The organism is Streptosporangium sp. NPDC002721 (genome assembly GCF_042888905.1).
In the GTDB taxonomy this organism is placed as follows: domain Bacteria; phylum Actinomycetota; class Actinomycetes; order Streptosporangiales; family Streptosporangiaceae; genus Streptosporangium.
On sequence record NZ_JBIAQI010000047.1, the window covers coordinates 23,682 to 49,333 of the forward strand.

Annotated in this window: 24 protein-coding genes and 1 pseudogene; 5 read left to right on the top strand and 20 right to left on the bottom strand. The window is 73.4% G+C overall.

Annotated elements, in window-relative coordinates; translation table 11 throughout:
- Positions 1 to 119: 119 nt before the first annotated feature.
- From ACFYWM_RS41635 to ACFYWM_RS41660, 6 genes and pseudogenes are all read right to left on the bottom strand, one after another.
- Entirely contained in the window at positions 120 to 851 is a 732-nt protein-coding gene (locus ACFYWM_RS41635; protein WP_389926408.1) for a hypothetical protein, read from the bottom strand.
- A 77-nt stretch (positions 852 to 928) separates the two neighbouring features.
- Positions 929 to 1,568, bottom strand: a pseudogene (locus tag ACFYWM_RS41640) (response regulator transcription factor).
- Positions 1,556 to 2,734: a histidine kinase gene (locus ACFYWM_RS41645; protein ID WP_389926411.1), complete on the bottom strand. Its 1,179-nt coding sequence runs from the start codon at positions 2,732 to 2,734 to the stop codon at positions 1,556 to 1,558. Before ACFYWM_RS41645 ends, ACFYWM_RS41640 begins: the two are co-directional and overlap by 13 nt.
- A gap of 313 nt (positions 2,735 to 3,047) precedes the next feature.
- Positions 3,048 to 5,381: a HelD family protein gene (locus ACFYWM_RS41650; RefSeq protein ID WP_389926414.1), complete on the bottom strand. Its 2,334-nt coding sequence runs from the start codon at positions 5,379 to 5,381 to the stop codon at positions 3,048 to 3,050.
- A 238-nt stretch (positions 5,382 to 5,619) separates the two neighbouring features.
- The gene (locus ACFYWM_RS41655) at positions 5,620 to 7,425 is read right to left on the bottom strand and encodes a glycoside hydrolase family 71/99-like protein (RefSeq protein ID WP_389926417.1); all 1,806 of its coding nucleotides are present in this window, start codon (positions 7,423 to 7,425) and stop codon (positions 5,620 to 5,622) included.
- 125 nt (positions 7,426 to 7,550) lie between these two features.
- A complete protein-coding gene (locus tag ACFYWM_RS41660; protein ID WP_389926420.1) occupies positions 7,551 to 8,843 on the bottom strand; it encodes an ROK family protein in 1,293 nt (430 codons plus the stop codon).
- Between the two features lie 288 nt (positions 8,844 to 9,131).
- Here ACFYWM_RS41660 and ACFYWM_RS41665 point away from each other — a divergent pair, with 288 nt between their 5' ends.
- On the top strand, positions 9,132 to 9,581 hold the full coding sequence (locus ACFYWM_RS41665; protein ID WP_389926422.1) for a hypothetical protein: 450 nt from the start codon (positions 9,132 to 9,134) through the stop codon (positions 9,579 to 9,581).
- A 33-nt stretch (positions 9,582 to 9,614) separates the two neighbouring features.
- Here ACFYWM_RS41665 and ACFYWM_RS41670 read toward each other — a convergent pair whose 3' ends face one another.
- From ACFYWM_RS41670 to ACFYWM_RS41700, 7 genes are all read right to left on the bottom strand, one after another.
- Positions 9,615 to 10,457, bottom strand: coding sequence for an ABC transporter ATP-binding protein (locus ACFYWM_RS41670; RefSeq protein ID WP_389926424.1), 843 nt, complete (start codon positions 10,455 to 10,457; stop codon positions 9,615 to 9,617).
- Positions 10,454 to 11,512 carry a FecCD family ABC transporter permease gene (locus tag ACFYWM_RS41675; protein ID WP_389926426.1) on the bottom strand — a complete coding sequence of 353 codons (1,059 nt, stop codon included), beginning with the start codon at positions 11,510 to 11,512 and terminating at the stop codon, positions 10,454 to 10,456. Before ACFYWM_RS41675 ends, ACFYWM_RS41670 begins: the two co-directional genes overlap by 4 nt.
- Positions 11,513 to 11,534: 22 nt before the next feature.
- Entirely contained in the window at positions 11,535 to 12,527 is a 993-nt protein-coding gene (locus ACFYWM_RS41680; RefSeq protein ID WP_389926429.1) for an ABC transporter substrate-binding protein, read from the bottom strand.
- Between the two features lie 106 nt (positions 12,528 to 12,633).
- Complete coding sequence (locus ACFYWM_RS41685) at positions 12,634 to 13,887, bottom strand: YcaO-like family protein (RefSeq protein ID WP_389926431.1); 1,254 nt, start codon at positions 13,885 to 13,887, stop codon at positions 12,634 to 12,636.
- A gap of 8 nt (positions 13,888 to 13,895) precedes the next feature.
- Entirely contained in the window at positions 13,896 to 15,293 is a 1,398-nt protein-coding gene (locus ACFYWM_RS41690) for a YcaO-like family protein (RefSeq protein ID WP_389926434.1), read from the bottom strand.
- A 23-nt stretch (positions 15,294 to 15,316) separates the two neighbouring features.
- On the bottom strand, positions 15,317 to 16,711 hold the full coding sequence (locus ACFYWM_RS41695; protein WP_389926436.1) for a CocE/NonD family hydrolase: 1,395 nt from the start codon (positions 16,709 to 16,711) through the stop codon (positions 15,317 to 15,319).
- Positions 16,708 to 17,505: a hypothetical protein gene (locus tag ACFYWM_RS41700; protein ID WP_389926439.1), complete on the bottom strand. Its 798-nt coding sequence runs from the start codon at positions 17,503 to 17,505 to the stop codon at positions 16,708 to 16,710. The genes ACFYWM_RS41695 and ACFYWM_RS41700 overlap by 4 nt, the downstream gene beginning before the upstream one ends.
- Before the next feature lie 368 nt (positions 17,506 to 17,873).
- On the opposite strand from ACFYWM_RS41700, the gene ACFYWM_RS41705 reads away from it, so the two are divergent.
- Positions 17,874 to 19,133, top strand: coding sequence for an MFS transporter (locus ACFYWM_RS41705; RefSeq protein WP_389926442.1), 1,260 nt, complete (start codon positions 17,874 to 17,876; stop codon positions 19,131 to 19,133).
- A gap of 352 nt (positions 19,134 to 19,485) precedes the next feature.
- Positions 19,486 to 19,764 (top strand): hypothetical protein, encoded by a 279-nt coding sequence (locus ACFYWM_RS41710; protein WP_389926445.1) that lies wholly within the window; start codon positions 19,486 to 19,488, stop codon positions 19,762 to 19,764.
- 328 nt (positions 19,765 to 20,092) lie between these two features.
- On the opposite strand, the gene rpsR is transcribed toward ACFYWM_RS41710, so the two are convergent.
- The 6 genes from rpsR to rpmG form a co-directional block, all read right to left on the bottom strand.
- A complete protein-coding gene (rpsR, locus tag ACFYWM_RS41715) occupies positions 20,093 to 20,323 on the bottom strand; it encodes a 30S ribosomal protein S18 (RefSeq protein WP_389926447.1) in 231 nt (76 codons plus the stop codon).
- A complete protein-coding gene (locus tag ACFYWM_RS41720) occupies positions 20,320 to 21,477 on the bottom strand; it encodes a CobW family GTP-binding protein (RefSeq protein WP_389926450.1) in 1,158 nt (385 codons plus the stop codon). Before ACFYWM_RS41720 ends, rpsR begins: the two co-directional genes overlap by 4 nt.
- A gap of 41 nt (positions 21,478 to 21,518) precedes the next feature.
- Positions 21,519 to 21,683, bottom strand: a complete 165-nt coding sequence (gene rpmF, locus ACFYWM_RS41725) for a 50S ribosomal protein L32 (RefSeq protein WP_389926453.1) — start codon at positions 21,681 to 21,683, stop codon at positions 21,519 to 21,521.
- Positions 21,684 to 21,695: 12 nt separating this feature from the next.
- On the bottom strand, positions 21,696 to 21,995 hold the full coding sequence (gene rpsN / locus ACFYWM_RS41730) for a 30S ribosomal protein S14 (protein WP_389926456.1): 300 nt from the start codon (positions 21,993 to 21,995) through the stop codon (positions 21,696 to 21,698).
- On the bottom strand, positions 21,995 to 22,231 hold the full coding sequence (rpmB, locus tag ACFYWM_RS41735; RefSeq protein WP_389926459.1) for a 50S ribosomal protein L28: 237 nt from the start codon (positions 22,229 to 22,231) through the stop codon (positions 21,995 to 21,997). The genes rpsN and rpmB overlap by 1 nt, the downstream gene beginning before the upstream one ends.
- A gap of 74 nt (positions 22,232 to 22,305) precedes the next feature.
- Positions 22,306 to 22,470: a 50S ribosomal protein L33 gene (rpmG, locus tag ACFYWM_RS41740; protein WP_389926462.1), complete on the bottom strand. Its 165-nt coding sequence runs from the start codon at positions 22,468 to 22,470 to the stop codon at positions 22,306 to 22,308.
- Between the two features lie 353 nt (positions 22,471 to 22,823).
- On the opposite strand from rpmG, the gene ACFYWM_RS41745 reads away from it, so the two are divergent.
- Positions 22,824 to 24,200 carry an NADP-dependent succinic semialdehyde dehydrogenase gene (locus ACFYWM_RS41745; protein ID WP_389926465.1) on the top strand — a complete coding sequence of 459 codons (1,377 nt, stop codon included), beginning with the start codon at positions 22,824 to 22,826 and terminating at the stop codon, positions 24,198 to 24,200.
- A 61-nt stretch (positions 24,201 to 24,261) separates the two neighbouring features.
- Complete coding sequence (locus ACFYWM_RS41750; RefSeq protein WP_389926468.1) at positions 24,262 to 24,438, top strand: VOC family protein; 177 nt, start codon at positions 24,262 to 24,264, stop codon at positions 24,436 to 24,438.
- A 164-nt stretch (positions 24,439 to 24,602) separates the two neighbouring features.
- On the opposite strand, the gene ACFYWM_RS41755 is transcribed toward ACFYWM_RS41750, so the two are convergent.
- Positions 24,603 to 25,442 (bottom strand): TIGR03943 family putative permease subunit, encoded by an 840-nt coding sequence (locus tag ACFYWM_RS41755; protein ID WP_389926470.1) that lies wholly within the window; start codon positions 25,440 to 25,442, stop codon positions 24,603 to 24,605.
- Between the last annotated feature and the right edge of the window lie 210 nt (positions 25,443 to 25,652).

The following is a 25,652-nucleotide window of genomic DNA, read 5'->3' on the forward strand; positions in this document are numbered from 1 at the left end:
CCTTGGCCCCTGTGACCGATCTCGCTCTTTCCGCCCAATGCTAACTACTTGCGTGTTTTGGGTGGGAAATGACCGAGATGACTCTCTCGATCGCACCGGCCACCCGGGGGTACGAGGCGCTAGCCCGCGACGCCGAGGAACACCGCCCCGGCCACCACGGCCACCGCCACCGGGTACGCCCACCACCTGGGCGCGTCCCCGTCCCTGAGAATCGTGACGCCGAGCGGTACCAGCGCGACGCACAGACCCGTCGCGGCGAGGACCGACATCGGGCCCGTGCCCTTGAGCACGCCCAGTGGCATGGCCGACATCAGCCCGAGCGCGACGCACCGCGCCGTCCCGGCCACCCCGGTGCCGAACACGCCGGCCCGCCAGGCGCCGGCGGCCAGGACGATCCACCCGGCGAGGACGGCGACGTTGAGCGTCTGGAAGACGTGGAACGCCGAGTACTGGTCGCCGACGGCCCCCCGCGTGAGGTCCAGGCCCCGCACGTCCACCAGCTGGAAGGCCAGGTGGCTCACGCCGGCGTGGAAGACGCGGGCGAACAGCCCGGCCAGGACCAGCCCCCCGCCCCACAGCGCCCAGCGGGGGTGGGAGAGCCCGATCCGCCCGGCCACGGCCATGACCGCGGGCGCCAGCAGGACGATCCCAGCGGCGAAGGCGCCGTAGGAGGCGGTCATCAGCGCGGGGTTGTCGGAGAAGGCCGCGAGCTGTTCGGGAAAGAAGTCGCCGGCCCCGAGGCGCAGCAGCACGCCCGCCAGGACCAGGCTCGGGCCCAGGACCAGTCCCGCCCCCTCCGGCCAGCGGCCGGGGAAGCGGAAGGCGGGCGGCGTGCCGTGTGTTCTCGTCATGCCCGAGATTCAACCGGCGCGGCCCGGCCACCGCACTGGCGCTGGGACGAGGCTCCGGGGTAGAGCGGGCACTACCCTCAGACGCCCAGGTAGGCGAGGACGGCGAGCACGCGGCGGTGCCCGTCGGTGGCCGGCGGAAGGTCGAGCTTGGCGAAGATGCCCGCGATGTGCTTGGCCACCGCGGCCTCGGTGACGAACAGCTCGCGGGCGATCGAGGCGTTGGCCCGCCCCTCGGCGATGAAGGCCAGCACCTCCAGCTCCCTGGGGGTGAGCCGCCCCAGCGGGTCGCGACGCCGGGCGAGGAGCTGGCGCACCACCTCGGGGTCGACGACGGTGCCGCCCTCCGCCACCCGCACGAGCGCGTCGGCGAACTCGGCCACGTCCCCGATCCGGTCCTTCAGCAGGTAGCCGACGCCGACGCCCCCACCTGATTCGAGGAGCTCGGCGGCGTAGGTCTGCTCGACGTACTGGCTGAGCACGAGCACGGCGAGGCCCGCGTGTTCCCCGCGCAGCGCGATCGCGGCGCGCAGCCCCTCATCGGTGAAGCCGGGCGGCATCCGCACGTCGGTCACCACGACGTCGGGCCGGTACTCCCGCGCCGCGAGGGCGAGCGCGGGCGTCCCCCACCGAGGCGACGACCGTGTGCCCGAACCGTTCGAGCAGGCCGGCGAGCCCCTCGCGCAGCAGGACGTCGTCCTCCGCGATCACCACGCGCACGGGATCTCCACTCGTATCAGCGTCGGCCCGCCCACCGGGCTCGACAGCGACATTCTGCCGCCGACCACCGCGAGCCGGTCGGACAGTCCGGTCAGCCCCGTGCCCCCGGTCGCGTCCGCGCCGCCCCGGCCGTCGTCCCGGACCTCCAGGAGCAGGGTCCGGCCGGTGAGCCGGCCGCGTACCAGGGCCCGGGTCGCCTGAGCGTGCTTGGCGACGTTCGCCAGCGCCTCGGAGACGACGTAGAAGGCGGCCACCTCCACGGCGGCGGGCAGCCGGTCATCCAGCACGACGTCCACGTCCACGGGGATCGGGGAACGCCCGGCGACCTCCCGGACGGCGGCGGGCAGGCCGCGGTCGGTGAGCACCCGCGTGTGCACGCCGCGGACCAGTTCCCGCAGCTCGCCCAGCGCCCGCTTGGCCTCCTGGTGGGCCTGCGCCAGCTGCTCCGCCGCCGGGGAGTCCGGCGGCAGGTCGAGCCTGGCCAGCCCCAGCCTCATGGAGAGCGCGACGAGCCGCTGCTGGGCGCCGTCGTGCAGGTCGCGCTCGATCCTGCGCCGTTCCACCTCGAACGCGTCCACGAGCCTGGCCCGCGACCGCAGGACCTCGTTCAGCTCCGCGTCCCGGGGGACGAGCAGGCCCCTGGCCATCGCCCCGCGCGCGCCCGCCCAGGCGGTGAACGCGTAGACCGCGGGAAGGACCAGGAGCACGCCCGCCGCGGAGACGGCCAGCGCCTGGGGCGGTGTCAGGTCGCCTTCGGGCGCCGGCGGCTGCACGAGGGGCGTCAGGATCAGCAGGACCGGGCCGGCGACGGTGAGACCGGCCATCACCACGTCGACCCACCACAGGGCCAGCAGCGAGGTGAGGGCCAGGCCGGCGCCGCGCCATCGCCCGCCCGCGGCTCCCGCCAGCGGAACGGTGTCCACCAGCCGCAACCGCCGGCGCTCGGTCCCGGCCACCAGCGGGACCGCCGCCACCAGGACGGCCAGCCCGGCGGCCACCCGGACCGGCACCGGCTCCAGCAGGGCGAGGGCCGCCGCGACCAGCCCGGCGAGACAGCACGACAGGACGCTCGACAACAGGTACGCCAGCGACATCCACGGCCACGAGGACCGCAGGAAGGCGGACGGGCGCAGGGAGATGGCCTCGAGTGCCGTTCGTACGCGCACCGTGAGACGATACGCCCGCCCGCGCCCGGCGGGTGTTCCCGGGCGGCCCCGAGATCGTTCCGGCGCGTGCCGGAGACCGGCGACCCGCGCGGGGAACCTTTTCGACGCGCTCGCCCCGGGGGCCGTCCTCACGGGCGAGCATGCCCTCGCCGCAGCCGACGTCGAGGGCGTGCCGGGCGCCGCCGGGGACGGCGCGCAGGATGTGGGGGTGGTAATGGATGTTGTGGTTCCATCGCCCGCCGTTCTTCCCTGTCATGTGATCATCCTGCCCCGGACGCCGTGCGCGCGTAGCCGGTTCGTCCCTCCGGGAGCCTCAGGGCGGGCCGGCGGGACCTTGCCGGTGAGCCCGCCCCGCCGGTTCCCGGTCCTCGGCTCCGGGCGGCGCGGACAGGCGGGCGAACAGGGCGGGCGGCTCGCCGGGGTGGAGCACGCCCAGCCGCCGGGTGGGCCGGGTGAGCGCGACGTAGAGGTCGTTGGGGCCGCGCGGCGACTCGGCCGCGATCCGCGCCGGGTCGACGACGAGCACCGTGTCGAACTCCAGGCCCTTGGACCGGCGCACGTCCAGCACCACGACCCGGCGTTCCAGCTCGGGGTCCTCGCCGATAGAGGCGTCCGGCAGCGCGGCGGCGATCTCCGCGCCCAGCTCGGCGAGCCGCCCGGTGGGCACGATCACCGCCAGCCGCCCCTCGCCGAGCGCGGCGGCCTCGCGAACCACCTGGTCCACGACCGCGCCCGCCGAGTCGGCGCGGACCCGCCACGGCTCGACGCCGGTGCCGCGCACCGGGCGCGGCGGGGTGAGGCCGGTGCCGAGCGCGGCGAGGACCTCGGCTGCCAGGGCCGCGATCTCGGCCGGCACCCGGTAGTTCACGGTCAGCTCGGCGAGCCGCCACCGGTCTCCCGCGTACGGCCCGAGGACCTCCTGCCAGGACGAGGCGCCCGCCGGGTCGCCGGTCTGGGCCACGTCGCCCACCAGCGTCATCCACCGCCCCGGGCAGCGCCGCATCAGCAGCCGCCAGGCCATCGGGGACAGCTCCTGCGCCTCGTCCACGATCACGTGGCCGAAGCTCCAGGTGCGGTCGGCCGCCGCCCGCTCGGCGGTGGTCCTGGTGTCGGCCTCCTCGTGCCGCTCGGCCAGTCGCTCGGCGTCCACCAGGTCGGCGGCGGTGAGGATCTCGGCGACCTCCCCCTCCTCCAGGTCGGTGGGGCGGGAGCCGTGGGAGATGTCCAGCACCCCCTGGGCGTAGGCGACCCGGCGCCGGTGCCGGAGCCGGGCCGCGGCCCGCTCGGCGGAGGTGTCCTCGCCGAGCAGCTCCGCCGCCTCGTCGAGCAGCGGCACGTCGGCCGGGCTCCAGCCGCCGCCGGGGTCGCGGCGCAGCAGGCCGCGTTCGGCCGCGGTGAGGCCGGGCGCGGCGCGGGCGAGCCGCTCCGGCGCGGCGAACAGGTCCTCGATCAGGCGCTGCGGGGTGAGGACGGGCCACACGGCGTCGATCGCCCGCAGCACCCCCGGGTCCCGGCGCAGGTCGTCGCGGATGAGGTCGAGGTCGGCCTCGGTGAGCAGGTCCTCGCCGAGGCGGACGGCGACCTCGCGGACCAGCGCGCGCACGACCTCCCGCGCGGCGATCGGCGCGGCCTGGTTGTGGGTACGGCCCTCGTCGCCGGGCAGCATGGAACGCCGGGCCGCCTCGCGGGCGCGCAGGCAGGCCGCGCGGTCCAGCCGCAGCGTCATGTCGTCGGTGACGACCTCCAGCGCGTCGCCGGGCACCCACTGCCGGTCCCGTACGGCCGCGGCCACCACGCCCGCCATCTCCGCCCTGCCCTTGATCGCGGCCACCTCGGGCGCCTCCTCGCGGCGGGCGTCGACCCCCGGGTAGAGCTCCCCGACGGTGGCCGGCAGGACGCCGGTCTCGCCCAGCGAGGGCAGCACCTGGCCGATGTAGCGCAGGAAGGTGGCGTTCGGGCCGACGATCAGCACACCGCGCCGGTCCAGCAGCTCCCGGTGCGTGTACAGCAGGTAGGCGGCCCGATGCAGGGCGACGACCGTCTTGCCGGTGCCCGGACCGCCCTGCACGACGAGGACGCCCCGGTGGTCGCAGCGGATGACCCGGTCCTGCTCGGCCTGGATGGTCTCGACGATGTCGCCCATCCGCCCGGTGCGGCCGGCGCGGAGCGCGGCGAGCAGGGCCGCCTCCCCGCCCCGCTCCGCGTCCGCCGCGCCGAGGTCGAGGATCTCGTCGCTGACCGCGACGACCGTGCGCCGCCTCGTCCTGATGTGCCTGCGCCGCCGCACGCCGTCCGGGGCGGCGGCGGTGGCCAGGTAGAAGGGCCGGGCGGCGGGGGCGCGCCAGTCGACGAGCAGCGGCTCGTGCTCCTCGTCGTGCAGCGCGACCCGGCCGATGTGGCGGCGCTCGCCGTCGTGCAGGTCCAGGCGGCCGAAGCACAGCCGGTTCTCGGCGGCCCGCAGCCCGGCGAGCCGCCCGGCGTACCTCGCCGCGGCGGCCTCCCGCTCGGCCCGCGCCTGGGGGCCGCCCGAGCTGTCGGCCAGGACAGCGTCCAACCGGCCGGAGACCCGCCCGCGGAGCTCGTCCAGCTGGCCGTACAACCCGGTGACGTACTCCCGCTCCTCGGCGATCTCCTCGGGAATTGACACTCAGGACTCCTTGTGAGACAATTAAGAGGGACTATTTTTATTTTTAAACGAGGGATTATTGTAGCCCTCCTCTCGCCCCTCCTCCAGTCCTGCCGTGCCGCCATGCGAGCACCGCGATCTCCGGTCGAGTACGACCCCCTTCGACGTTCCCGCGCCGTTGTCCGGTGCCCTGCCCGTGACATGACTCGGCCGGGGTACGGCGCCGCGACGGGCGCCGTACCCCGGCCGGGGGCGGGGGTCAGGAGTTGGTGACGGTGATGTCGTCGATGTAGGCGGTGAAGGGACCCGCCGTGCCGCTGCGGTCGTAGCCGACGAGGATCTTGTCGATCGTCTTGCCGTTCAGCGCGGAGCCGAAGTCGCTCTGGATCCGTGTCCACGAGCCGACCGTGCCCTTGGCCGCGCCCGGGTGCATGTCGACGCCGGTGGTCGTGGCGGCGGAGCTGTCGCGGAGCGTGGTGCCGTCCGTCATCACGAAGTCGACCGCGACGTTGCGCCCGCCCGCGTCCTTCGGCAGGAAGGAGTACTGCAGCTTGGTCGCGGCGGTCACCGGGATGTTCACGTCGAACACCTGGAAGTAGGCGTGCGAGGCCGCGGCGGAGGCGGCGCTGCCCCGGATGCGCAGGGCGGAGGAGCCGATCTGGTTGTCCTCGTTGGCCGCGACGGCGAGCGACTGGCCGGTGACGTTGGTGGTGCCGCCGCCGCCCGGCGTGTTGTTCCACGTCGGCTGGGCGTCGGTCCCCGCCTCCACGCTGGTGCGGAAGAAGACCGGCCCGGTGCTGAGCGGGATGGGCACCGTGGTCACCAGCGGGTCGAGACCGGTGATCATGCGGGTCGCCTTGCCCGCCAGGCGCAGGTAGAAGTCCGAGGCCACGTACTTGCCGTCGGCGCTGGTAGTCAGGAAGTACTGGTTGGTCGGCACCTGCGAGGAGTCCTCGGCGCCCGGCGCGAGGGCGGTGCCCTCGTCGTACTCGTCGAACATCGCGATGAACGCCTGCGGCACCCCCGCCCGGCGCACGCTGGTGGCCTGCTCCCACATGAAGTCGCCGGACCGGCGCGGGATCATGTTGCGCGCGCCGCCGTTCCAGTTGGACCAGGCGAAGCCCGGGTAGATGACCGGCTGGTAGGCCTGGCCGGTCGCGTTCAGCGCGTCGCGGTCGCCGGTGAGCAGGCCGTTCGTGTCGCCGACGTATCCCACCATCCACGGCGAGATCATGTCGAACGCCCGGTACACCGGGGCGAACCCGGGCTTGCCGGCGCCGGTGCGCCACTCGCGCGGCACGCCGCCGATGACGTACAGGCCGCGGTCCTTGAACCAGCGCACGATGCGCTCGGCCTGGGCGGCCGTGCCGGGCCGGTCCTCGAAGCCGAAGCCCCAGATCTCGACCACGGGCTTGCCGTTCTCCCTGGCGTACGCCGGGGAGTCGGTGAGGCGGAGCTGACCGGTGATCACGTCGGTCCAGTCCCGGGTGAGGACCTGCTCCACGTTGGCGTCGGTGAGGCCGCTGACGTCGTACTCGACGTAGAAGCCGCGGCCGTGCTTCTCGGCCGCGTCCCTCGCCCTGGAGGTGATCGTGTTGCGGACCTGGGCGTTGGCCGAGGCGGGATCGGCGACGTCGCTGCCGAAGCGCTGGATCGCGGCGCCGTCGATGCCGTGCTGGCCCATCCACTGGAAGTGCTGGTCGATGACGGCCGTCGGGTAGGAGGAGAAGAGCGTCGCGGGCTGGCCGTTGCCGAGCGCGGCGTACCCGGTCTGGTACCTGGCCGAGGCGGGGTACCTGCTCATGTCCGGGTAGAGCTCGAAGGTCTGGTTGCCCGGCGAGGGCTGGGTCCCGCGGGACCAGTGCCGCCAGTTGTTGAGCGGCGAGCCGTCGCCGGCGGCGTTGAACCACCCCTGGTAGCCCGCGTAGACCTTGTTCTTCACGGTGGGGGGTGCGGCGGCGGCCTGCGCGCCGAGGGCGGGGGTCGTGGCCGACCAGCTCAGGGCGGCCGCGAGGAGGGAGACGGCCAGCGTCGCTCTCAGGAGGGGTTTGTGGCGGTTATTCACCAATTCGCCTTCGATGGGGGGTGACGGAGGTTACGAATATGTAAATCCATTGGATTGACTATGTCAATCCGCAGCGGAAACCCCGTCACCGTCCCTGTAAAGTGCCCGCGTCGTCGCGGGTGCGGTCACACGGCGTCCGGGTGCGCCGTCCGCGTCCGTGAGCCCAGGCTGGGCGCGAACACCTCGTGGAACACGCTGGAGGCGGCCCCCACCGCCGCCGCGGCCCGGTTGAGGCGCGAGTGGGCGACCTCCACCTCGCGCAGGTGCCTGGCCATCGGGAACCCGTTCACGGCGGCGGCGATCTGCCCGTGGTAGATGTCGGCCACGGAGGGCAGGACGGCGGGCCCGCCGATGATGAGCAGCTCGACGTCCAGCAGGTCGATGAGCCCGGCGGCGCCCAGGCCGATCACGCGGGCCACCTCCTCGATCACCGTGACCGCCCGCCGGTCGCCGCGCGCCGCGGCCGCGCAGACCCACTCGTAGGCGGCGTCACCCGGCGGGACCACCAGGCCCGCGGCACCGGCCCGCTCCACCACCGCGGACGTCGGGGCGCACTCCGGGACGAGGTCGGGGCCGCCCTGCGGGGTGAGCCTGCCGGTCGCGATCGCGCACAGCTGGCCGACCTCGCCCGCGTTGCCCGTACGTCCCCGGTAGACGTCACCGTTGAGGAAGGCGCCGCTGCCGACACCCGCGCCCAGGTAGAGGTAGACGAAGTCGCCGGCGCGGTCGGCCGCGCCCAGCCAGCGCTCGCCGATCGCCGCGGCCGTGGAGTCCTTCTCGACGATGACGGTGACGTCCAGGCGAGCGGCGAGCTCGGCCTTGAGCGCCACGTGCTTCCAGCCCTGGAACAGCGGCGGGTCGAGCAGCAGCCCGGCGTGGGTGTCGAGCGGGCCCGGCACGGCGACCCCCACCCCCAGCAGGGCCTCGGAGGCGGGACCGGCGGCCCGGGCCGACTCCAGCGTCAGGCGGGTCATCTGCGCCAGGCACCACTGCGGGTCGGGCCGTTCGGGCAGGGGCAGGTGCCGCTGGTCGAGCAGGTCGCCGCACAGGTCGACGGCGACCACGGTGATCATCTTCGGGTCGAGGTGGACGCCGATGGCCGAACCGGCGTCGGGGCGCAGCCGCAGCGGCACCCGGGGCTTTCCCGCGCCCGCCGGCTGGCGGGCGTCCTCGGTCAGCAGGCCCGAGGTGAGCAGGTTGCGGGTGATCCGCGACACCGCCTGCGGCGTGAGGCCGGTGCGTTCGGCGATCTCCACCCTGCTCGTCGACACGGCCTGCCGGATGCTCTCGATGACCAGTTTCTCGTTGTAGGAGCCGAGGGCGAGCTGGTTGAAGGCGCGAAGCGCCGGGCGGAATCGGTTCCCCCCGCCCTCGCGCCGGCTCGGCATCGGCCCCCGATCCCCGCCCACTTCGCGCATGCCCTCATCCAACACCTTCCCCGTGCCGTCGGAAAGCGCCGGTTCCTCGGTGGGCCGCCCCCTGCGGAGCGGGTTGCCCCCCTCTGAAGCAGGTCGTCCCCTCCAGAGCGGAACGTTCCCTACGGAGCGGCCCGTCCTCTTCGGAGCGGGACGTCCCCGGCCGGGGGGCGATCCGCGCCGGCGGCCCCGGTACGCCCCCATGACACCGGCCCGCGCGGGTGGTGATCCTAGGATCGCTGGAAGGTCACCCCCCAACGATCGCCGACCCGGTATCCGGAGGATCCCCCCATGCGACTCCCACGTTCCCTGTCCGGCTGGACGATGGCCGTCTTCGGCCTGCTCGCCGTGCTGCTCGGCGTCGTCGGCCTGGTGTCGCCGGACACCATGCTCGCCCTCCTCGGCTTCGAGACGCCGCCGACGCGGGGCCCCGGCGACTACACGAAGGTGTATCTCGCCGCCTCCTCGATGGCCGCGGTGAACATGGGCGTCTACTACCTCCTGGCCGCCGCCGCCGACTACCGGCCCTTCTTCCTGTGGACGGTGCCGTTCCGCCTGCTGACGTGCGCGGTCTTCACCCTCCTGGTGGTGACCGGCGCCGCCCCCGCCCCGTTCGTCGGCGTGGGCGTCTGGGAGGGCGTGGGCGCGGTGGTCACCGGGGCCGCGCTCTGGTGGGAGCGCGGGCGCCCGGGCACCGCCGGGACGGGGGCGACCCCGGCGCGCCCGCCGAGGAGCACCTGATCGTCGTCCACCCGGGCCGTTCCGCGGAGAAGGTCATCCACCGTCCGTGGCGGCGACCGGCCGGGCGGTCCTGGCGGGCAGCGGGAGGCTGAGGCGGGGGAGGCCGTCGGCGCCCCGGCTCACCTCGGCGGCGACCCGGTAGACCTCCGCCAGCAGCCGTTCGGTCACGATCTCCCGCGGGGTGCCCACCGCCACCAGCCGGCCGTCGTGGAGCACCGCCAGGCGGTCGCACGCCGCCGCGGCCAGCTGCAGGTCGTGCAGGGCCGCCACCACCGTCACCCCCAGCTCGCCGACCAGTCCCAGCAGTTCCACCTGGTGGCGCAGGTCGAGATGGTTGGTGGGCTCGTCCAGGACGAGCAGGCCGGGTTCCTGGACCAGGGCGCGGGCCAGCTGCACCCGCTGGCGCTCGCCGCCGGACAGGCTCGCGTACACGCGCCGCGCCAGATGGGAGACCTCGCAGCGGGCCATGGCCGAGGCGATCAGCTCCCTCTCCCGGCCGGACAGGCGGCCCAGGGCACCCAGGTAGGGGACGCGGCCGAGCGCGACGATCTGCTCCACCCGGTTCTCCAGGTCGGCGGGGGAGTCCTGGGTCACGGCGGCGACCCGCCGGGCGACCCGCATGGCGGGAGTCGCCCAGACGTCGGCCCCGTCGAGACGGACCACCCCGCGATCGGGCCGGCAGCGCCGGTAGACGCATCGCAGCAGGCTGGACTTGCCGCTGCCGTTGGGACCGATCAGGCCGACGACCTCCCCGGGTTCCACGGTGAGAGCGATGCCGCGCAGAACGGGCGCGCCGCCCGGCGCCCAGTGCACGTCCTCCACCCGCAGGGCGGCCGGGGCGCGGAGCTCGGGCTCCGGCGGTGGGCGGGACGTCATGACAGGGATCTCCGATCGGCGCGTGCCAGCAGGACCAGGAAGAAGGGGGCGCCGAGCACCGCGGTGATGACGCCGATGGGAATCTCGTCGGGCTGGTTGAGCAGGCGCGCGCCGACGTCCACCCACACCAGCAGGAGCGCTCCGCCGAAGGTGCTCAGCGGCAGCACCCGGCGGTTGTCGCCGCCGACGAGCATCCGCACCGCGTGGGGCACCATGAGCGCGACGAAGCCGATGCCGCCGCTGACCGAGACGACCGCGCCCACGGTGACCGCGCCGGCCGCGATCAGGCGCCATCGCACCCGGTTCACCTCGACGCCCAGGCTGGTGGCTCCCTCCTCGCCCAGGACGAGGGCGTTGAGCAGGCCCGCGCGTACCCAGAACCACGTCGCGGCGCACGCCACGACGGCGGCGGGCACCCACAGGTCGCGCCACTGGGTCCCCGACAGCCCGCCGAGTGTCCAGAACAGCGCCGAGCGCAGCTGCGCCTGCGGTGAGGTGAGCACGATGAAGGAGGTCACGGCCTCGGCGAGGGCGGCCACGGCGACCCCGGACAGGATCAGGCGGGTGGTGGCGAGCTGGCCGCCCCGGCGTGCCAGCAGCACCACCGTCGAGAAGGTCGCCATCGCGCCGGCGAAGGCCGACAGCGGCAGGGACAGCACACCGAACCAGGAGGCGCCCGACAGCAGGGCGAGCACGGCTCCCAGGGAGGCTCCGGAGCTCGCGCCGATCAGGTATGGGTCGGCCAGGGGGTTGCGCAGCACCGCCTGCAGCACCGCGCCGGTGACCGCGAGCCCGGCGCCGACGACGGCGCCCAGCAGCACGCGGGGCAGGCGGATGTCGAGCACGATGGTGGCCTGCGGCCCGCCCGGCGCCCCGGCCGCCGCGTCCGGCCACACCGCGCCCGCGATGACGGCCCAGACCTCGCCGAACGGGATGGACACCGGGCCCAGCCCGACGGCCGCGACGAGGGAGAGGGCCAGGGCCAGGGCGAGCAGGACGACCGCGGCCGACAGGGTGAGCCGGCGCCGGGTTCCCGCCGCGCGTGTGGCCGTCACCTGGTGAGGTTCCACGCGGCCGTCACCCGGCGAAGCCCTCGGCCAGCGCCCTGAGCGCCCGGCCGCTGCGCAGGCCCGGCTGCAGGTCGTTCACCGGGACGACGACGAAGCGGTCGTTCCTGACCGCGCTCACGTTCCTGATCGGCGCGTACGAGCGCATCCACGCGATCGACGCGTCGGCGGGTTCGAATGCCTGGTCCTCCACGACGATGACCTCGGGGTCGCGTTTGACGATCTCCTCCCAGCTGACCTGCCCGAACTCGGTCACCTCGGGAAAGATGTTCTCGCCGCCGGCTCGTTTGAAAAGGTCGTTGTACAGGGCGGTCGAGCCGGTCATCATCGGTTTTTCCTTGCCACCGGCGTAGTCGAACACACGCAGCGCCGGAGTGCGCGGGGTGACGGCGTCGATCTCGCTCTTCAGCGCGGTGACGAGCTCTTCGGCCCTGGCCTCGACGTTGAAGATCTTGCCGAGGTCACGCAGGTCGGTGTAGGTGTCCTCGACGCTCGCGGTGTGGCCGGGGCAGCTCGCCGACAGCAGGTGGGTGTTGACCCCGTCCTTTTGCAGCTGTGCTCGGTCGCCCATGGCCTTGGGGCCGTAGTCGTCGGGGTAGCCGCTCACCACCAGATCGGGGTCGGCCGAGTAGACGACCTCCCGCGACGGTGGCGGGAAGGCCGACTCCGCGATGACCTTGACGCCGTCCAGGTCGGCGGCGTAGGCCTTGAGGATGTCCTTGGCCGCGACGGTGCCGGCCAGCCGCTCCCTGAGGCCCAGGGCGAGGACGACCTCGGTGGCGACCGTGCTGGAGGTGACGATCCTCTCCGGCGTTCCGGTGTAGGTGTAGACGCTCCCGCAGTTGGTCACCTGGAGCGGTCCCGCGCCGGAGGCCGTCGCGGGCGCGGTGGCCGGGGGCGCGCCGGGGGACGCGGACATCGTGTTCGTGCCGGACTGCGCGCCGCAGCCCGCGAGCAGGACCGCGGCGAGTGCTCCGGCGGCGATCGGCATCCGTGTGGTCATCGGACGTGGTTCTCCTTCATGGTTCCCGCGCTGTCGCGGGAGGTGGTGTGGGGGCGCACGGCGGCCGGTCGGGCCGTGCGCTCAGGTCGTGGCCGGGTGGGCCGGTTCAGGCGTGGGGCACCGGCAGCGGCTCGCGGGTGCCGGGCAGCGGGTCGGCGCCGTCGCCGAGGAAGGGGAAGGCGGCCGGGGCGGTGGAGCGCAGCCCGGGGACCACCACCCGGGCGACCGCGAGTCCCGACGCGGCCAGGTCGCGGGTGGTCAGGTCGACGGTGATCGGCCGCAACCCGTGCGCGGCGAGCGCCCGGCCGGCGTTCCAGTCCCGCGCACCGGGCGGCTCGGGTACGGGCGGCGGGCCCGGCGTGAGGAACCGGTCGCGGACGGCGCCGGCGACCCGCGGGTCGGCCAGCAGCTGCAGCGTGCACAGCAGGTCGGTCGCGTCGCTCAGGTCGGCGGCGTAGGAGTCGGCGTAGCGGCGGTCCTCGCGGTGGGGCATGAGGGCGCCCAGGGGTCTTTCCCACTCGGGGATGCCGGAGATGACCTCCCGCAGGGCGTCGAGCGACCGCAGCGCCTCGGCCGCGGCCTTGCGGCCGGAGGCCTCCGCGCTCCCCGCCAGCGAGCAGCCGACCCCCAGCAGCCCGTCGCTCTCGGCCAGGCACGCCACGACCGGCGCCCGCAGCAGGTTCGGTACGGCGTACCAGCGCAGCCGGGCCCCCACGGGGCGGGGCAGGGGCGGGGCGTCCAGCGCGGGGAAGGCGTGCGCGCCGTGCCAGGCAGTTGCCAGCGCGTGCCGTTCCACGACCTCGGCCAGCGCCGCGGCGCCGGCCGCCCGTGCGGTGGGGCCCGCGGCGATGCCCGCGGCGACGGGCAGGTGGACCGGACGGCCGCGCGCGGTGGCGTGCTCGCCCGGGGCCAGCCACACCAGGCAGGCGGGTACCCACACGACGCCGCCGTCGCCCGCGCGGCCGGCGACCCAGTCGACGGCGTCGGCGCGGCGCAGGCCGGCGAACGGGAAACCGGGACGCTCGTGCTGGGCGGGGGTGTACAGGGCGAGCGCGGCGGGGTCCACGGCGTCGTGCCCGTCGGCCGTCAGCCGCTCCCAGCTGTCGCGGCGCAGCCGGGAGCGGGGGATGAGGTGCCCGGCGTAGCGTTCGGCGGCCTCGCCCAGCGCGCGGGCGCGGGCACGGGCCGGGTCACCGAAGGAGGCGCCGCCGACCGTGGGATTTCCCAGCGGGTGGGCGAAGGCGCCGGTGTCGGCGAGCACGGCGGTGGCGGTGTGCAGGACGCCGTGGCTGCGGCCTGGCAGCAGCCGGGTGACCAGGCCGCTGCGCTCGTCGCGGGCGAGGGCGGGGGGCGATGTCATGGCGGCCCTCACGTGTGCGGCAGGGGAACGAGGTTGATGTCGGCCTCAGCCAGAGCGGTGGCGCGCAGGCCGAGCCGGACCGGGTCGTCGTAGAGGCGGCCGCCGCCCAGGAAGGGGAAGGCCGCCGGGGGGTTGGAGTAGGCGCCCGGGACGACGACCCGGCTGACCCGCAGGCCGGTGGCGGCGACGTCGGCGGTGGTCAGGTCCACCGCGTGAGCCGTCAGGCCCGCGGCGGCCAGCCGCCCGAGGTAGGCGGGGTAGGCGTCGCCGGTGATCGTGGGCAGCCGCTCCAGCGACACCGGCGCGTTCTCCGCGGTGATCGGCGCCAGGTGCCCGGTCATCGCCGGATCCAGCCAGATCTGGCTGTGGCAGGCCAGGTCGACCACGTCGCGGAAGTCGGCGCGGTAGGAGGAGCGGTAGGCGCGGTCGGCGCGGTGGGGCTGGAGGATGCCGGCGCCGAGGTCGCCGTCGGCCACCGCCCGCCAGATCACGCCGTCGGGTTCGAGCAGGCCGAGCGCGTAGACGCGCAGGGTGACCGCTTCGGCCAGGGCCTTGGACACGGCCGCGACGGGGTCGGGGCGGGCCGCGACGCCGAACACCGACAGCCCCAGGGTGTGGTCGCGCAGCAGCACGCCGATCACGGCCACGTCGAAGACGGTGGGGATGGCGACGACCCGGTAGCTCAGCTGCGTACCGGTTCCGGCCGCGTAACCCCAGCCCGGCCCCAGGTCCGGGGCCGGGCGCAGCAGGTGCGCCAGCCGCGGGTCGTCCAGGTCCACCGGCGCGGCCGGCAGGCGGTTGGCCCACCAGATCACGGTCGCGTCGCGCTCGATGACCTCCTCCAGTGCCGCGGCGCGTGAGGCGCGCAGGTCCGGGCCGGCGGCGATGCCTGCGAGCATGGCGAAGTTGGTGAGTGGTTCGGCCTCGCGCGGCGGCTGGAAGTAGTTGACGTAGGCCAGCGAGGACGGCACCCAGATCCCCTCCTCGTCGTCGCCGCCGTCCAGGGTGACGCCGCGGCTCCACAGCACCGGCAGGTCCGCGGTGAACCTGGTGAACGGGCAGCCCGGTTCGGCGTACTGCGCCGCCGAGTACAGGGCGAGGGAGCCGGGGTCGACGGCGCGCTCACCGGCGCGGGCGAGGTCGGCGTAGGAGGCGCGGCGCAGGTCGGCGGGGACGAAGTTGCCGCAGTAGCGTTCGATCGCCTCGCCGATGGCGCCGATCCGGGCGCGTCCGGGGTCGTTGAAGGCGGTGCCGGTGGAGACGCGGTCGGCGGGCCAGGGCAGGTGGCGGGAGATCGCCGCCACCGAGGTGGAATAGACCTCCAGCCCTCGCGGCCACCACGGCTGCGGCTCGGCCCGGTCCACGCGGGTGATCAGGCCGGTCCGGTCGTTCACCAGCGCTTTCACGCTGTCTCCTTTCACGGCGTCTTTCACGGCGTCTCCTCGCGCGGCCGGGGCAGCAGCAGCGCGGTGTCGGGGTCGAGGTCGAAGGTGAGGACGAGCGCCCGGTCCGGGGCGCGGTGGCGGGGGTGGCGGCCCGCGGTGAGTTCCAGGTGCAGCAGGTGTCCCTCGGGCAGCTCGGCGGCGACGGGGGTCAGGCGCACCTCCACCTCCCGGGTCCCCGCGGCCAGTGGCGCCGTCCCGTCGCACAGGCGCACCCGCACCCCGCCGGGCCGCTCGTGGACCAGCGTGGCGACGAGCTCGGCCGGCGCGTCGGCGGTGACCTCGCAGCGCAGCCGCGCGGCGCCGTGCCAGCGCGCCGGGGGGCGGACCGTCAGGCGCACCACGTCGTCGCGGGCGGCGAGTACGGACAGATCGGCCGAGTGCGCCAGCGACGGGTAGGGGTCATCGGGATCGTGACGCAGCGTGTGCCGCCGCGCGCGCGGTGACACCGCGACGGGCTCCAGCGCGGGTACGGCCGGTGGCAGCGGGCCGGTCTCCTTCCACCGCCCCGTCCCCAGGGTGAGGAGCAGGTCGCCGGTGACCTCACGCGGGTCGCCCTTCGCGGCGGCGGTGGCCAGCCAGGAGACGGCCAGGTCGCCGGGGTCGGGCTCGTCGGGCACCTCGATGGCGCACTCCCGTTGCAGCCGGTGGGTCAGCGGCGAGGCCCATCCGCCCATCACGACCGTGGCCTCGCGGGCGAGCGCGGCCTGGCGCAGCGACGTGCCGGCCGATCCGCAGTACCAGCTGCCCAGGTGCAGGGTGGGGATCCGGGCGGCGCGCACGCGGGTCAGGGCGCGGCGTGCCTGGGCCTTCCAACTGCCGGGGGTGGGTGGCCAGGGGCCGATCGCGACCGGCCAGCTCGCCGGGTCTGCCAGCAGGCCGCGCAGGCCGGGGTCGCGGGCGGCGGCGAGGTCGTACAGGCCCGGTCGCGGGTGGCGGCCCGTGCCCAGCTCCGTGCGCCACCACAGCTCCTCGTCCACGGCGATCACGCGGGGCGGCCAGGGCTGCCTGCTGACGACGCCGCGCACCGAGGGGTGATCGGCCGCGCACCAGGCTGCGTAGGCCTCGTAGGCGGTGCCGTACAGCAGGCTCGTCCCGTCCGACCAGCTCTGGCGGGCGATCCAGTCGAGGGCGGCGTGGCCGTCGGCGCTCTCGTCGGCGCCGGCGTCGAACGTCCCGGCCGAACGGTAGCGGCCGCGCAGGTCCTGCAGGACGACGGCGGCGCCCGCGCCGGTCAGGACCTCGGCCTCGGGCCACAGCGCCGGCGTGCCGTAGGGGGTACGCACCACGACCACCGGGGCCGGGAGCCGTCCGGGCAGGAACACGTCGGCGGGCAGGTGGCCGGTGCCGCCGGCCGGGATCGGCACGTCGACGGAGATCACGGGGTTTCCACCATCAGCAGGTCACCGGGGACCGGCAGGACGGGGTGGCGGCGGATCCGCCCGGTGGCCGGATCGGCGCCCACCTGCACCCCGGCGCCGGGGGGAGCGTCACCGTGCAGGAAGGCGCGCAGGTCGGCGGTGATCAGCGCGGCGATCAGGTGGGCGCCGATCGGGGCCGCAGGGTCGGGCTGGGGCAGGCCGCCGGCGTCCAGCCAGGCCCAGTGCGCGGCCAGCTCCCGGGGCCAGGGCGAGGCGGCCAGGCGGCGCACCCGCAGGTCCCGGTAGGAGGCGGTGTCGGGGCCGGTGTGGAAGGGACCGGCGTACCAGCGGCGGCCCTCGGCGTGTCCCAGGTGCCAGGGCAGGCGCCGCGAGCGGCAGTGCTCGTCGATCAGGGCGAACCGTTCGTCGCGCAGCCATGAGGTGACCACCACCAGGGCGGCGACGTCGCGCAGCCCCTCCAGCTCCCGCGCGCGGGGGGAGTCCTCGCCGGGCAGGACGCGAACGGCCAGGCCGGAGGCGGCGAGGAGAGGTGGCAGAACCTCCAGCAGGGGGCCTTCGCCGCACACGACGACATCGCCCGGCGTGGCGGGGGTGGCGGGGGCGCTCAGCACGCCCTCCTGCTTGAGCACCTCCAGCAGATCGGTGTTGTCCTCGCCGTCCTCGGCGAGCAGGTCCGGCACCGTGGTGGCGTGCTCGCCGTCCACCTCGACGGTGAGGAAATCCTCCTGCGGGGTGTGGATGAGCCAGCCGTCCACCGTCGGCACGAACGAGGTCCCGCCGGCAAGGGCGTCCATCGTGTTCTCCCGTCCTTCCTGGACTCTGGACTACTGTGCGAGTCCCGCGTGGGGGCGCGATTGGAGCGCGCCCCCACGCGGGCGACGACCCTCAGGTCATCGGCGGGTCACCGGGCCTCTAGCGCCAGGCGACGTTGGTGCGGGTGACGGTCGCGTGGTTGTGCGAGTGCACGCTCGCGCGGACCTGCGAAACCTTCAGCTTCTTCACCTTCATTTCGATTCACCTCCTCTGTCTCGGCTCGGCCGGATACGAGGCGATCGGCTCGGATATCGGGCGATCAGCCCAAAACCTACGAAGTAACGATAATCATTGTCAACGATTATTTGGGGATGGTTTTCACTTTCTTTTCCGGCTACCGTGAGGCGCCGTGGACGACATCAGGAACGCGCCTCCCCCTGTGGCCGAAGGGCTTCTCGCCCTGCTCGCCGGCAACCGGGACTTCCGGCTGCTGTGGTGGGGCAACCTCGTCAGCGTCTGCGGCGGCTGGTTCACCGCGGTCGCGGTCTTCGCCATGATCTACGAGCACACCGGCGCCGCCCTCGCCGCGGGCGCCTCGCTGGCCGTGCGCTACCTGCCGGGAATCGTCTTCGGCGCCTGGGGCGGCGTGCTGGCCGACCGGCTGGACCGCCGCACCCTCATGCTCGCCGGTGACGCGGTCATGGCCGTGCTCGCGCTGGCCTTCCTGCTCGCCGACAGCCCCGCCACCGTCTGGCTGGTCTACCCCCTGACCTTCGCCTCCGCCGCGGCCGGTTTCGTGTTCCAGGCGGCCCGCAACGCGTGGATGCCCTCGCTGGTCCAGCCGCGGGAGTACGTGCTGTACTCCGCCGCCGTGCAGGTCAACGGCCTGCTGTTCCAGGCGGTCGGCGGTATGGCCGGCGCCGCCGTGGTCTCCCTGATCGGCTGGCGCTGGGCCTTCGCGGTCAACGCGCTGTCGTTCGCGCTGTCGTTCGGCTTCACCGCCATGGTGCGTCGCGGTGCCCGCCGGGGCGACACCGCTCCCGGCGCCGCACGCGGCTGGCGGGCTTTCCGCGAGGGGCTCGACGTCGCCCGCCGCGACCGGGTGATCGGCGCGCTGCTCGGGCTGGAGGCCGTCTTCTGCCTGGGCCTCGGTGGCACCGTCACCACCATGACCTTCCTGGCCGTCCAGGTCTTCCACCTGGGAGACGGCGGGGTCGGCTGGTTCTACGCGGTCCAGGGCGTCACCGGCGCCGTCGTGCTGCTGCTGGCCGCCCCCCGCCTCGAACGCCTCTCCGCCCACCGCCGGCTCGTCGTCCTCGGCTGGTCGTGCGTGGGGGAGGGGGTGTTCACCGCCGCCCTGGGCCTGCCCTCCGCCGTGGGACCGGCGCTCGTGCTGTGGGCCGCCGCCGCCGCCGTCGACGTGCTGTACGGCCCCACCTCGATGGCCGCTCTCCTCAACGGCGCGCCCAACGCCGTGCGGGGGCGCGTGATCTCTCTGTGGAGCGCCGTGGCGACCACCGGCCTGGGCGTGTCCGCGGTCGCCTCCGGCGCCCTGCTGGACGTCATCGGCCCCGGTACGCTGCTGCCGATTCTCGGGGCGTGCATGGCCCTGCCCGGTGCCGTCTGGCTCCTCGCCCTGCGGTCGGGAGCCCTCGCCGCCCCGGGCTGAGCCGTCACCGCCCCCGGCTGAGCCGTCACCCGCCTGGCGTCATGCCGGAGGGAGACGTTCACGGCGGGAAGCGTCCGTGGGACGACGGCGAATGGGCGGCGGGAGCGACGTAAACGCGTCGGCCCCTGACATGAACGCCTTGATCCGTCCAAGGCGTCCGAACGTTCGCCCTTGCCGTATTCCTGCCGCCGACCTGGTTGCGAATTTGCCTGGAGACGGAATTGGCCGGGTTTTCATGGCGATTTCACGACCGTCGGGAAAACCCGGCCGCGCCCGTGCGGACTACCGGCCGCCGTGAAGATTCGCCTGAGTCTCAGTGGTCGTCCCAGTGTCCCTCGTGCGAGGCGTGGCGATGGCCGTCGTGGACGTAGTCGGTGTGGCCGTCGTGCGGGATCGCCACGTGGCCGCAGCCCTCACCGTGCCGGTGTTCGTGCCCGGCATGCTCGACATGGGCGGCCGAAACGCACTCGTCGGCATGGTCATCATGGGATCGGTGCAGGTGCCCGTCGTGGACGTAGTCGATGTGGCCGTCGTGTGGGATCGCCGCATGACCGCAGCCCTCACCGTGCCGGTGTTCGTGCCCGGTGTGCGGACGATGCTCGGTCGAAACAGACATGACTCCCCCTGCTGAACTGGTTACGTCATATTCGACGATACCCAAGGGGAGTTTGTCCTTCAAAATTCGGGAACGCGTGACGATTCGATCTGGATAACCATTGTCGATCGATGTTCCGTCTTTGTGGCTCTTCGTTTTTTCTGGAACTTCAGGGGAGATTTTGTTTTGGGAAATCGGGGACCGGAACCCGCCGGATCGGCCTCACGCGGCGGCCGGTCGTCCATCCCCTCCCGGCGGCCGAGGCCGGGGCTGGGCTCCCATCCGGCCGCCGGGTCCGCGCCGTGGCCTCAGGCTGACGCGCCGAGATCCGGCGGATCAACCTGAGGACCGCTCACCTGCCTGGTCAGCGGGACGGCGAGGTGGAGGCGTAGGGGAGCAGGGCCATCTCGCGGGCGTTCTTGATCGCGATGGCGAGCCGGCGTTGCTGCCGGACGGTGACCCCGGTGACGCGGCGACTGCGGATCTTGCCGCGGTCGGAGACGAACCTGCGGAGCAGGTCGGTGTCCTTGTAGTCGATGTAGTCCACGCCACGCAGCGGGTTGGCCTTCTTGCGGGGCGTGCGGCGGGGTTTCACGCGGAGGTCTCCTTCAGGTCGAGGTCGAGCACGAACGCGAACGGGTCGGGGTATCCGGCCCATACATCGGAGCCGGCCAGGGTCTCGGCCTCGGTGAGCAGGCAGGAGTCCAGAAGCCGATGGATGCGGTCGCGGTCCAGGTCGGGGCCGGTGAAGACGAGGTGCTGGACACGGTCGCCCAGCGGGGCGGACCAGTCGAGGGTCGCCGCCATGCGCCGGGCCGGGCTCTCCATCTCCCAGGCGGCCTCGGGCAGGGTGACCAGCCAGGGACCGGCGTCCTCGACGGTGATGACACCCGCGACGGCGTCCCAGGCGAGCAGGCGTTCGTGCCGGTTGGCGAGCCAGAACCGGCCGCGGCTGCGGACGGTCTCGGTGACCAGCTCGTCGACGGCGTCGAACAGCCGCTGGGGGTGCAGCGGGCGCAGCCGGTGCCAGACCACGGTGGAGATCTCCCCGGTCCGCGCGTCGCAGGGCAGCTGGGCGGTCGCCGGGTCGACGCGGGCGCCGAGCATCTCCACGTCGATCCCCGCGCCGGTGACGGCGGGCAGGGCGAGGGCCCAAGGAGCGGCCGGGGTGGTGGGGGTGAGGTGGCCGAGCACGGCCAGGGCCAGCTCGACGTCCTCCTCGTCCGCTCCGGACACGACGAGCGCGGTGGCGTACTCGATCTGGCGGACGAGCACCTCCGCCAGGTGGCGCGCGTCGCCCGCCGCCGCGTGCTTGCCGCGGGTGGCGAGGGTGTCGTCGCAGCAGACGTCGTCGGTCATTCGCGCCGCGTCCAATGCGGTCAGCACCCCGGTCAGGCGCAGGCGGTGCACGGTGTCCTCGTGCCAGGCGAGCGCCTCGGCCACGGTCCTGGGCTCCACCGAGTCCCACAGCTCCACGATGAGCAGCGGCGCCGAGCCCGCCAGCGACAGGAGCTCGGGGACGAGGTCCTCGCGCACGGTGCAGGTGACGCAGCCGTGCGCGAGCCGCACCTCGTGCAGGTCCAGCGTCCCCGACGCGTTCCGTACGACGCGTTGCACCCGTCCGGTGCTCACCTGCCGCAGGTCGTGGTGGATCGCCACCGAGCCGGGATGATCGGCGAGCAGGCGGTCCACCAGGGCCGAGCGCGGTTCGGGGTGCAGTCCGGAGACGATGACGACGGGGACGGACATGACAGCTCCTTTCGTGATGCGGGATGGGGTGCGGGCCGGTCTCAGGGGGTGAGCAGGCCGCGCCTGTAGGCGCGGACGAGCCGGCGCGGCACCAGCAGCTCGCGCCCGCCGACGGTGAGCGGGACGAGGTCGGGCGCGGCGGCCTTCCACTGCGAGCGACGGTGGCGGGTGTTGCTGCGGGAGGTCTTGCGTTTGGGGACTGCCATGTCGTGGTGCTCCTACCAGCTGGACTTGGTGACGCCGGGCAGCTCGCCGCGGTGGGCCAGTTCGCGGAAGCGGATCCGGGAGAGCCCGAACTTGCGCAGGTGCCCGCGAGGGCGGCCGTCGGTGCTGTCGCGGTTGCGCACGCGGGTGGCGCTGGCGTCACGCGGCTGGCGGCTCAGCTCGCGGACGGCCCTGGTTCGCTCGTCGGGGGAGCCGGTACGGATGATCTCCTTGAGCTCGGCCCGGCGCTCCGCGTGGCGGATGACGACGAGTTTGCGCCGCTCGTTGGCCGCGATCTTGCTTTTCTTCGCCATCAGACGCGTTCTCCCCGGGCACGGATGCGGGCCACGGCGGCCTCGATGCCGATCTTGTCGATGGTCCTGACGGCTCGGGCGCTGAGCGTGAGCCGTACGAAGCGGCCCTCGGCGGGCAGCCAGTAGCGGCGGGGCTGGATGTTGGGACTCCAGCGGCGGCGGGTGCGCCGGTGGGAGTGGGAGACGTTGTTGCCGAACACCGGCTTGACGCCGGTGAGCTGGCAGTGTGCGGACATGCGGTTCCCTTTCTCGCGCCACGGGGTGGGCGTCTTCTCTCACGGCTTCGGCGGCTCTCTCGGAACAGCCGGCCTCAGCGGTCTTCCCGGAACAGCGTGTGCCGGCGGATGACCGGGTCGTACTTGCGCAGGGTGAGCCGGTCGGGATCGTTGCGGCGGTTCTTGCGGGTCACGTAGGTGTAGCCGGTGCCTGCGGTGGACCGCAGCTTGACCACCGGCCGTACGTCGTTTCTGGCCAAGCGTCTTCACTCCTGGAAGGGGACGGGTGAAGCAATGATAGTGATAATCGTTTTCATTTGCGAAACCGGGCCGGCGCCGATTCGCATGCCTGGGCTGCCTGGGCTGCCCGGCCTCCTGGCGCGGGCTCGGCCTCGGCGCGCACTCGGGAGGGGACCGTGAAGATCGCCGGAGCGGAGAGGCCGGACCAGGTCGACGTACCGCTTGTGCAGATGGGGACAAGGCGTTACCTCGTCATGACACCGTGCCCCTGTGGCGTTACTAGGCTGAACCAGAATCCCGTTCCGGGTGCTCCCTGATCGCTCGGCCGCATCGGCGGCCGGGCGAGTGCTCGGACGAGCGGAGGGGGCCAGTCATGGCCATTGCCACGATCAATCCCACGACCGGAGAGACGGTCAAGACCTTCGAGGAGCTGAGCGAGGCCGAGGTCCAGCGGAAGATCGGCCTGGCGTACGAGCGGTGGCGGACCTATCGCGCCACGGGTTTCGAGGAGCGGGCCGAGTGGATGCGCGCTGCCGCCGACCTGTTCGAGAAGGAGGCCGACCTCTCGGCGGAGCTGATGACCACGGAGATGGGCAAGACGCTGGCGTCGGCCCGGAGTGAGGCGCTCAAGTGCGCGCACGGCATGCGGTACTACGCCGACCACGCGGCCGGGTTTCTGGCCGACGAGCCGCTGGCCGACCCGTCGCGGGTCGGGGCGCGGCGTGCCCTGGGCCGCTACCAGCCGCTGGGTCCGGTGCTGGCGGTGATGCCGTGGAACTTCCCGATGTGGCAGGTGATGCGGTTCGCCGCCCCGGCGCTGATGGCGGGCAACGTCGGGTTGCTCAAGCACGCCTCCAACGTGCCGCAGTGCGCGCTGTACCTGCAGGACGTCTTCCGCCGCGCCGGGTTCCCGGAGGGCTGCTTCCAGACGTTGCTGGTCTCCTCCCGGCAGGTGGAGCCGATCCTGCGCGATCCCCGGGTGATGGCCGCGACGCTGACCGGCAGCGAGCCGGCCGGCCGTTCGGTGGCGGCGATCTGCGGCGACGAGGTCAAGCACACGGTGCTGGAGCTGGGCGGCAGCGACCCGTTCGTCGTGATGCCCTCGGCGGACCTGGAGCGCGCCGCCGCGACCGCGGTGGAGGCGCGGGTGCAGAACAACGGGCAGTCCTGCATCGCGGCCAAGAGGTTCATCGTGCACACAGACGTCTTCGACGCCTTCACCGACAGGTTCGTCTCCCGCATGCGCGAGCTGACGGTGGGAGATCCCTTCGAGGCGTCCACCGACGTCGGGCCGGTGGCCACCGAGCAGGGCCGGGCCGACATCGAGGAGATCGTGGACGACGCCGTTTCCGCCGGTGCCACCGTGCTGTGCGGCGGACAGCGGCCGGATGGGCCGGGCTGGTTCTACCCGCCCACGGTGATCACCGGCATCACCCGCGACATGCGCATCTACCTGGAGGAGGTGTTCGGCCCGGTGGCCTCGCTGTATCGGGTGGGGGACATCGAGGAGGCCCTGGAGATCGCCAACGCCACCACCTTCGGGCTGGGATCCAACGCCTGGACCGACGACGAGGCCGAGCAGGAGCGGTTCGTCTCCGACCTGGAGGCCGGCCAGGTCTTCGTCAACGGCAAGACCGTCTCCTACCCCGAGTTGCCGTTCGGCGGGATCAAGCGCTCCGGCTACGGCCGTGAGCTCTCCGCTCACGGCATCCGGGAGTTCTGCAACCTCAAGACCGTCTGGATCGGCTGATCCGGCTCCACGACGGCATGAACGCGGCCAGGACGAAACGCGGCACGAGAAGGGTCTCACCATGACCACGCACATCGATCAGCGGGGCGACCGTCCGGCGGCTGTCGCACCTTCCTTCAGCGGCCCGCACCATTTCGCCTTCACCGTCAAGGACCTCGACGCCAGCGTGGCCTGGTACCAGAAGGTCTTCCGGGACATCAACAACATCCAGCTGGAAATGATCGCCACCGGGGTCTGACACGGACCACCGTTCGGGGACCGGGTACGGCCGTGACGGTCGCCGGTGGTGGCCGGGCTTCGGTACGGACCGGGGCGACCGCCAACGCGTGCCTCCTGACGAGGTCGCATCGCCCGGTGGCCGGTCGCGTTTGGGAAGGTCGAGCCCGTACGCGCTCTCCGGCGTTACTCGTACTGCTCCTCAGGGGGGTCGATCCTGATGAGGCTCTTGCCGGTGATCTGGGGGTAGACGACGCCGGTGGTCATCGTGCCGAAGGTCTGCGGGATCCAGGTGCCGGTGACCTCGACCCAGGTGTCGGCGGGTGGTTCCTGCAGTCCCCTGACCGCGACCTTCAGGGGGAAGGCGTCGGCGGCGCAGCAGGCGATCTGCATGCGGGTGACGTACCACTGCCCCTTCTTCTTCGCCGGTGAGACGAAGCCGGTCAGCTTGACCTCGCGGCCGGTGAGGGACTTCTTGTCGTCGTCCCAGGCGCGGCCGATGAAGTCGCCGAGGGTCATCTCCACGGCGCCGGTGCCGGTGAGCGGGGTGAAGGAACTCAGGGTCTGGTCGCGGGGCGGCGGGGTGTCGTCGCGGGAGGCGGCGAACGAGCCCAGCGCGGGCGGCGCGATCAGGAAGATCGCGAACACCGGCAGGCAGAGCAGCCACGCGACCCGGGGGCCGCCGTGCGCGTGGTCATGCCCGTCACCATCGCCGTCACCGGGTCCGTGCTCGCTCGTACCGGCCCGGTCGTGATCATGCGGGTGCTCGTGCGTGACGGGACGGCCGTGCCCGTCCGGCCGCTCGTGCGTGTCGTCACGCGGGTCCTCGTTCGCCGGGGTTCCCCCGGCACGGCTCGCCTGGAACAGGCCGATGAGCCCGAGGATCACCAGCACCGCTCCGGCGCCGATCAGGAACGGCCGGAAGCCCGGTTTGACGTAGTTGAGGTAGGTCGTGGAGAACGCCGAGATCCGGAGCACGGCGCAGCCCAGCAGGGTCAGGACGAGGTTCTGGGTCACACGGTTCATCGGGGGGCGCGAGTTCCTTCCGCGGTGACGGGGCGCGAGGGGGACGGGGCGGGGGGCGTCACAGCAGCAGCCACCCGAAGAGGACGCTCACTCCGACGGCGAGGGCGAAGGTCACCGGGACGAACCGCAGGGCGAAGGCCTTGCCGAACGTGCCGGTCTGCAGCGCGATCAGCTTCAGGTCGACCATCGGCCCGACCACGAGGAAGGCGA

Excerpts from the sequence above, each read along its gene's own strand:
- ACFYWM_RS41635 (WP_389926408.1), bottom strand. The coding sequence starts at position 851 with ATGACGAGAACACACGGCACGCCGCCCGCCTTCCGCTTCCCCGGCCGC.
- ACFYWM_RS41660 (WP_389926420.1), bottom strand. The coding sequence starts at position 8,843 with ATGCGCGAAGTGGGCGGGGATCGGGGGCCGATGCCGAGCCGGCGCGAG.
- ACFYWM_RS41665 (WP_389926422.1), top strand. The coding sequence starts at position 9,132 with ATGCGACTCCCACGTTCCCTGTCCGGCTGGACGATGGCCGTCTTCGGC.
- ACFYWM_RS41670 (WP_389926424.1), bottom strand. The coding sequence starts at position 10,457 with ATGACGTCCCGCCCACCGCCGGAGCCCGAGCTCCGCGCCCCGGCCGCC.
- ACFYWM_RS41680 (WP_389926429.1), bottom strand. The coding sequence starts at position 12,527 with ATGACCACACGGATGCCGATCGCCGCCGGAGCACTCGCCGCGGTCCTG.
- ACFYWM_RS41685 (WP_389926431.1), bottom strand. The coding sequence starts at position 13,887 with ATGACATCGCCCCCCGCCCTCGCCCGCGACGAGCGCAGCGGCCTGGTC.
- ACFYWM_RS41700 (WP_389926439.1), bottom strand. The coding sequence starts at position 17,505 with ATGGACGCCCTTGCCGGCGGGACCTCGTTCGTGCCGACGGTGGACGGC.
- ACFYWM_RS41710 (WP_389926445.1), top strand. The coding sequence starts at position 19,486 with ATGGCCGTCGTGGACGTAGTCGGTGTGGCCGTCGTGCGGGATCGCCAC.
- ACFYWM_RS41720 (WP_389926450.1), bottom strand. The coding sequence starts at position 21,477 with ATGTCCGTCCCCGTCGTCATCGTCTCCGGACTGCACCCCGAACCGCGC.
- rpmF (WP_389926453.1), bottom strand. The coding sequence starts at position 21,683 with ATGGCAGTCCCCAAACGCAAGACCTCCCGCAGCAACACCCGCCACCGT.
- rpsN (WP_389926456.1), bottom strand. The coding sequence starts at position 21,995 with ATGGCGAAGAAAAGCAAGATCGCGGCCAACGAGCGGCGCAAACTCGTC.
- rpmB (WP_389926459.1), bottom strand. The coding sequence starts at position 22,231 with ATGTCCGCACACTGCCAGCTCACCGGCGTCAAGCCGGTGTTCGGCAAC.
- ACFYWM_RS41745 (WP_389926465.1), top strand. The coding sequence starts at position 22,824 with ATGGCCATTGCCACGATCAATCCCACGACCGGAGAGACGGTCAAGACC.
- ACFYWM_RS41750 (WP_389926468.1), top strand. The coding sequence starts at position 24,262 with ATGACCACGCACATCGATCAGCGGGGCGACCGTCCGGCGGCTGTCGCA.
- ACFYWM_RS41755 (WP_389926470.1), bottom strand. The coding sequence starts at position 25,442 with ATGAACCGTGTGACCCAGAACCTCGTCCTGACCCTGCTGGGCTGCGCC.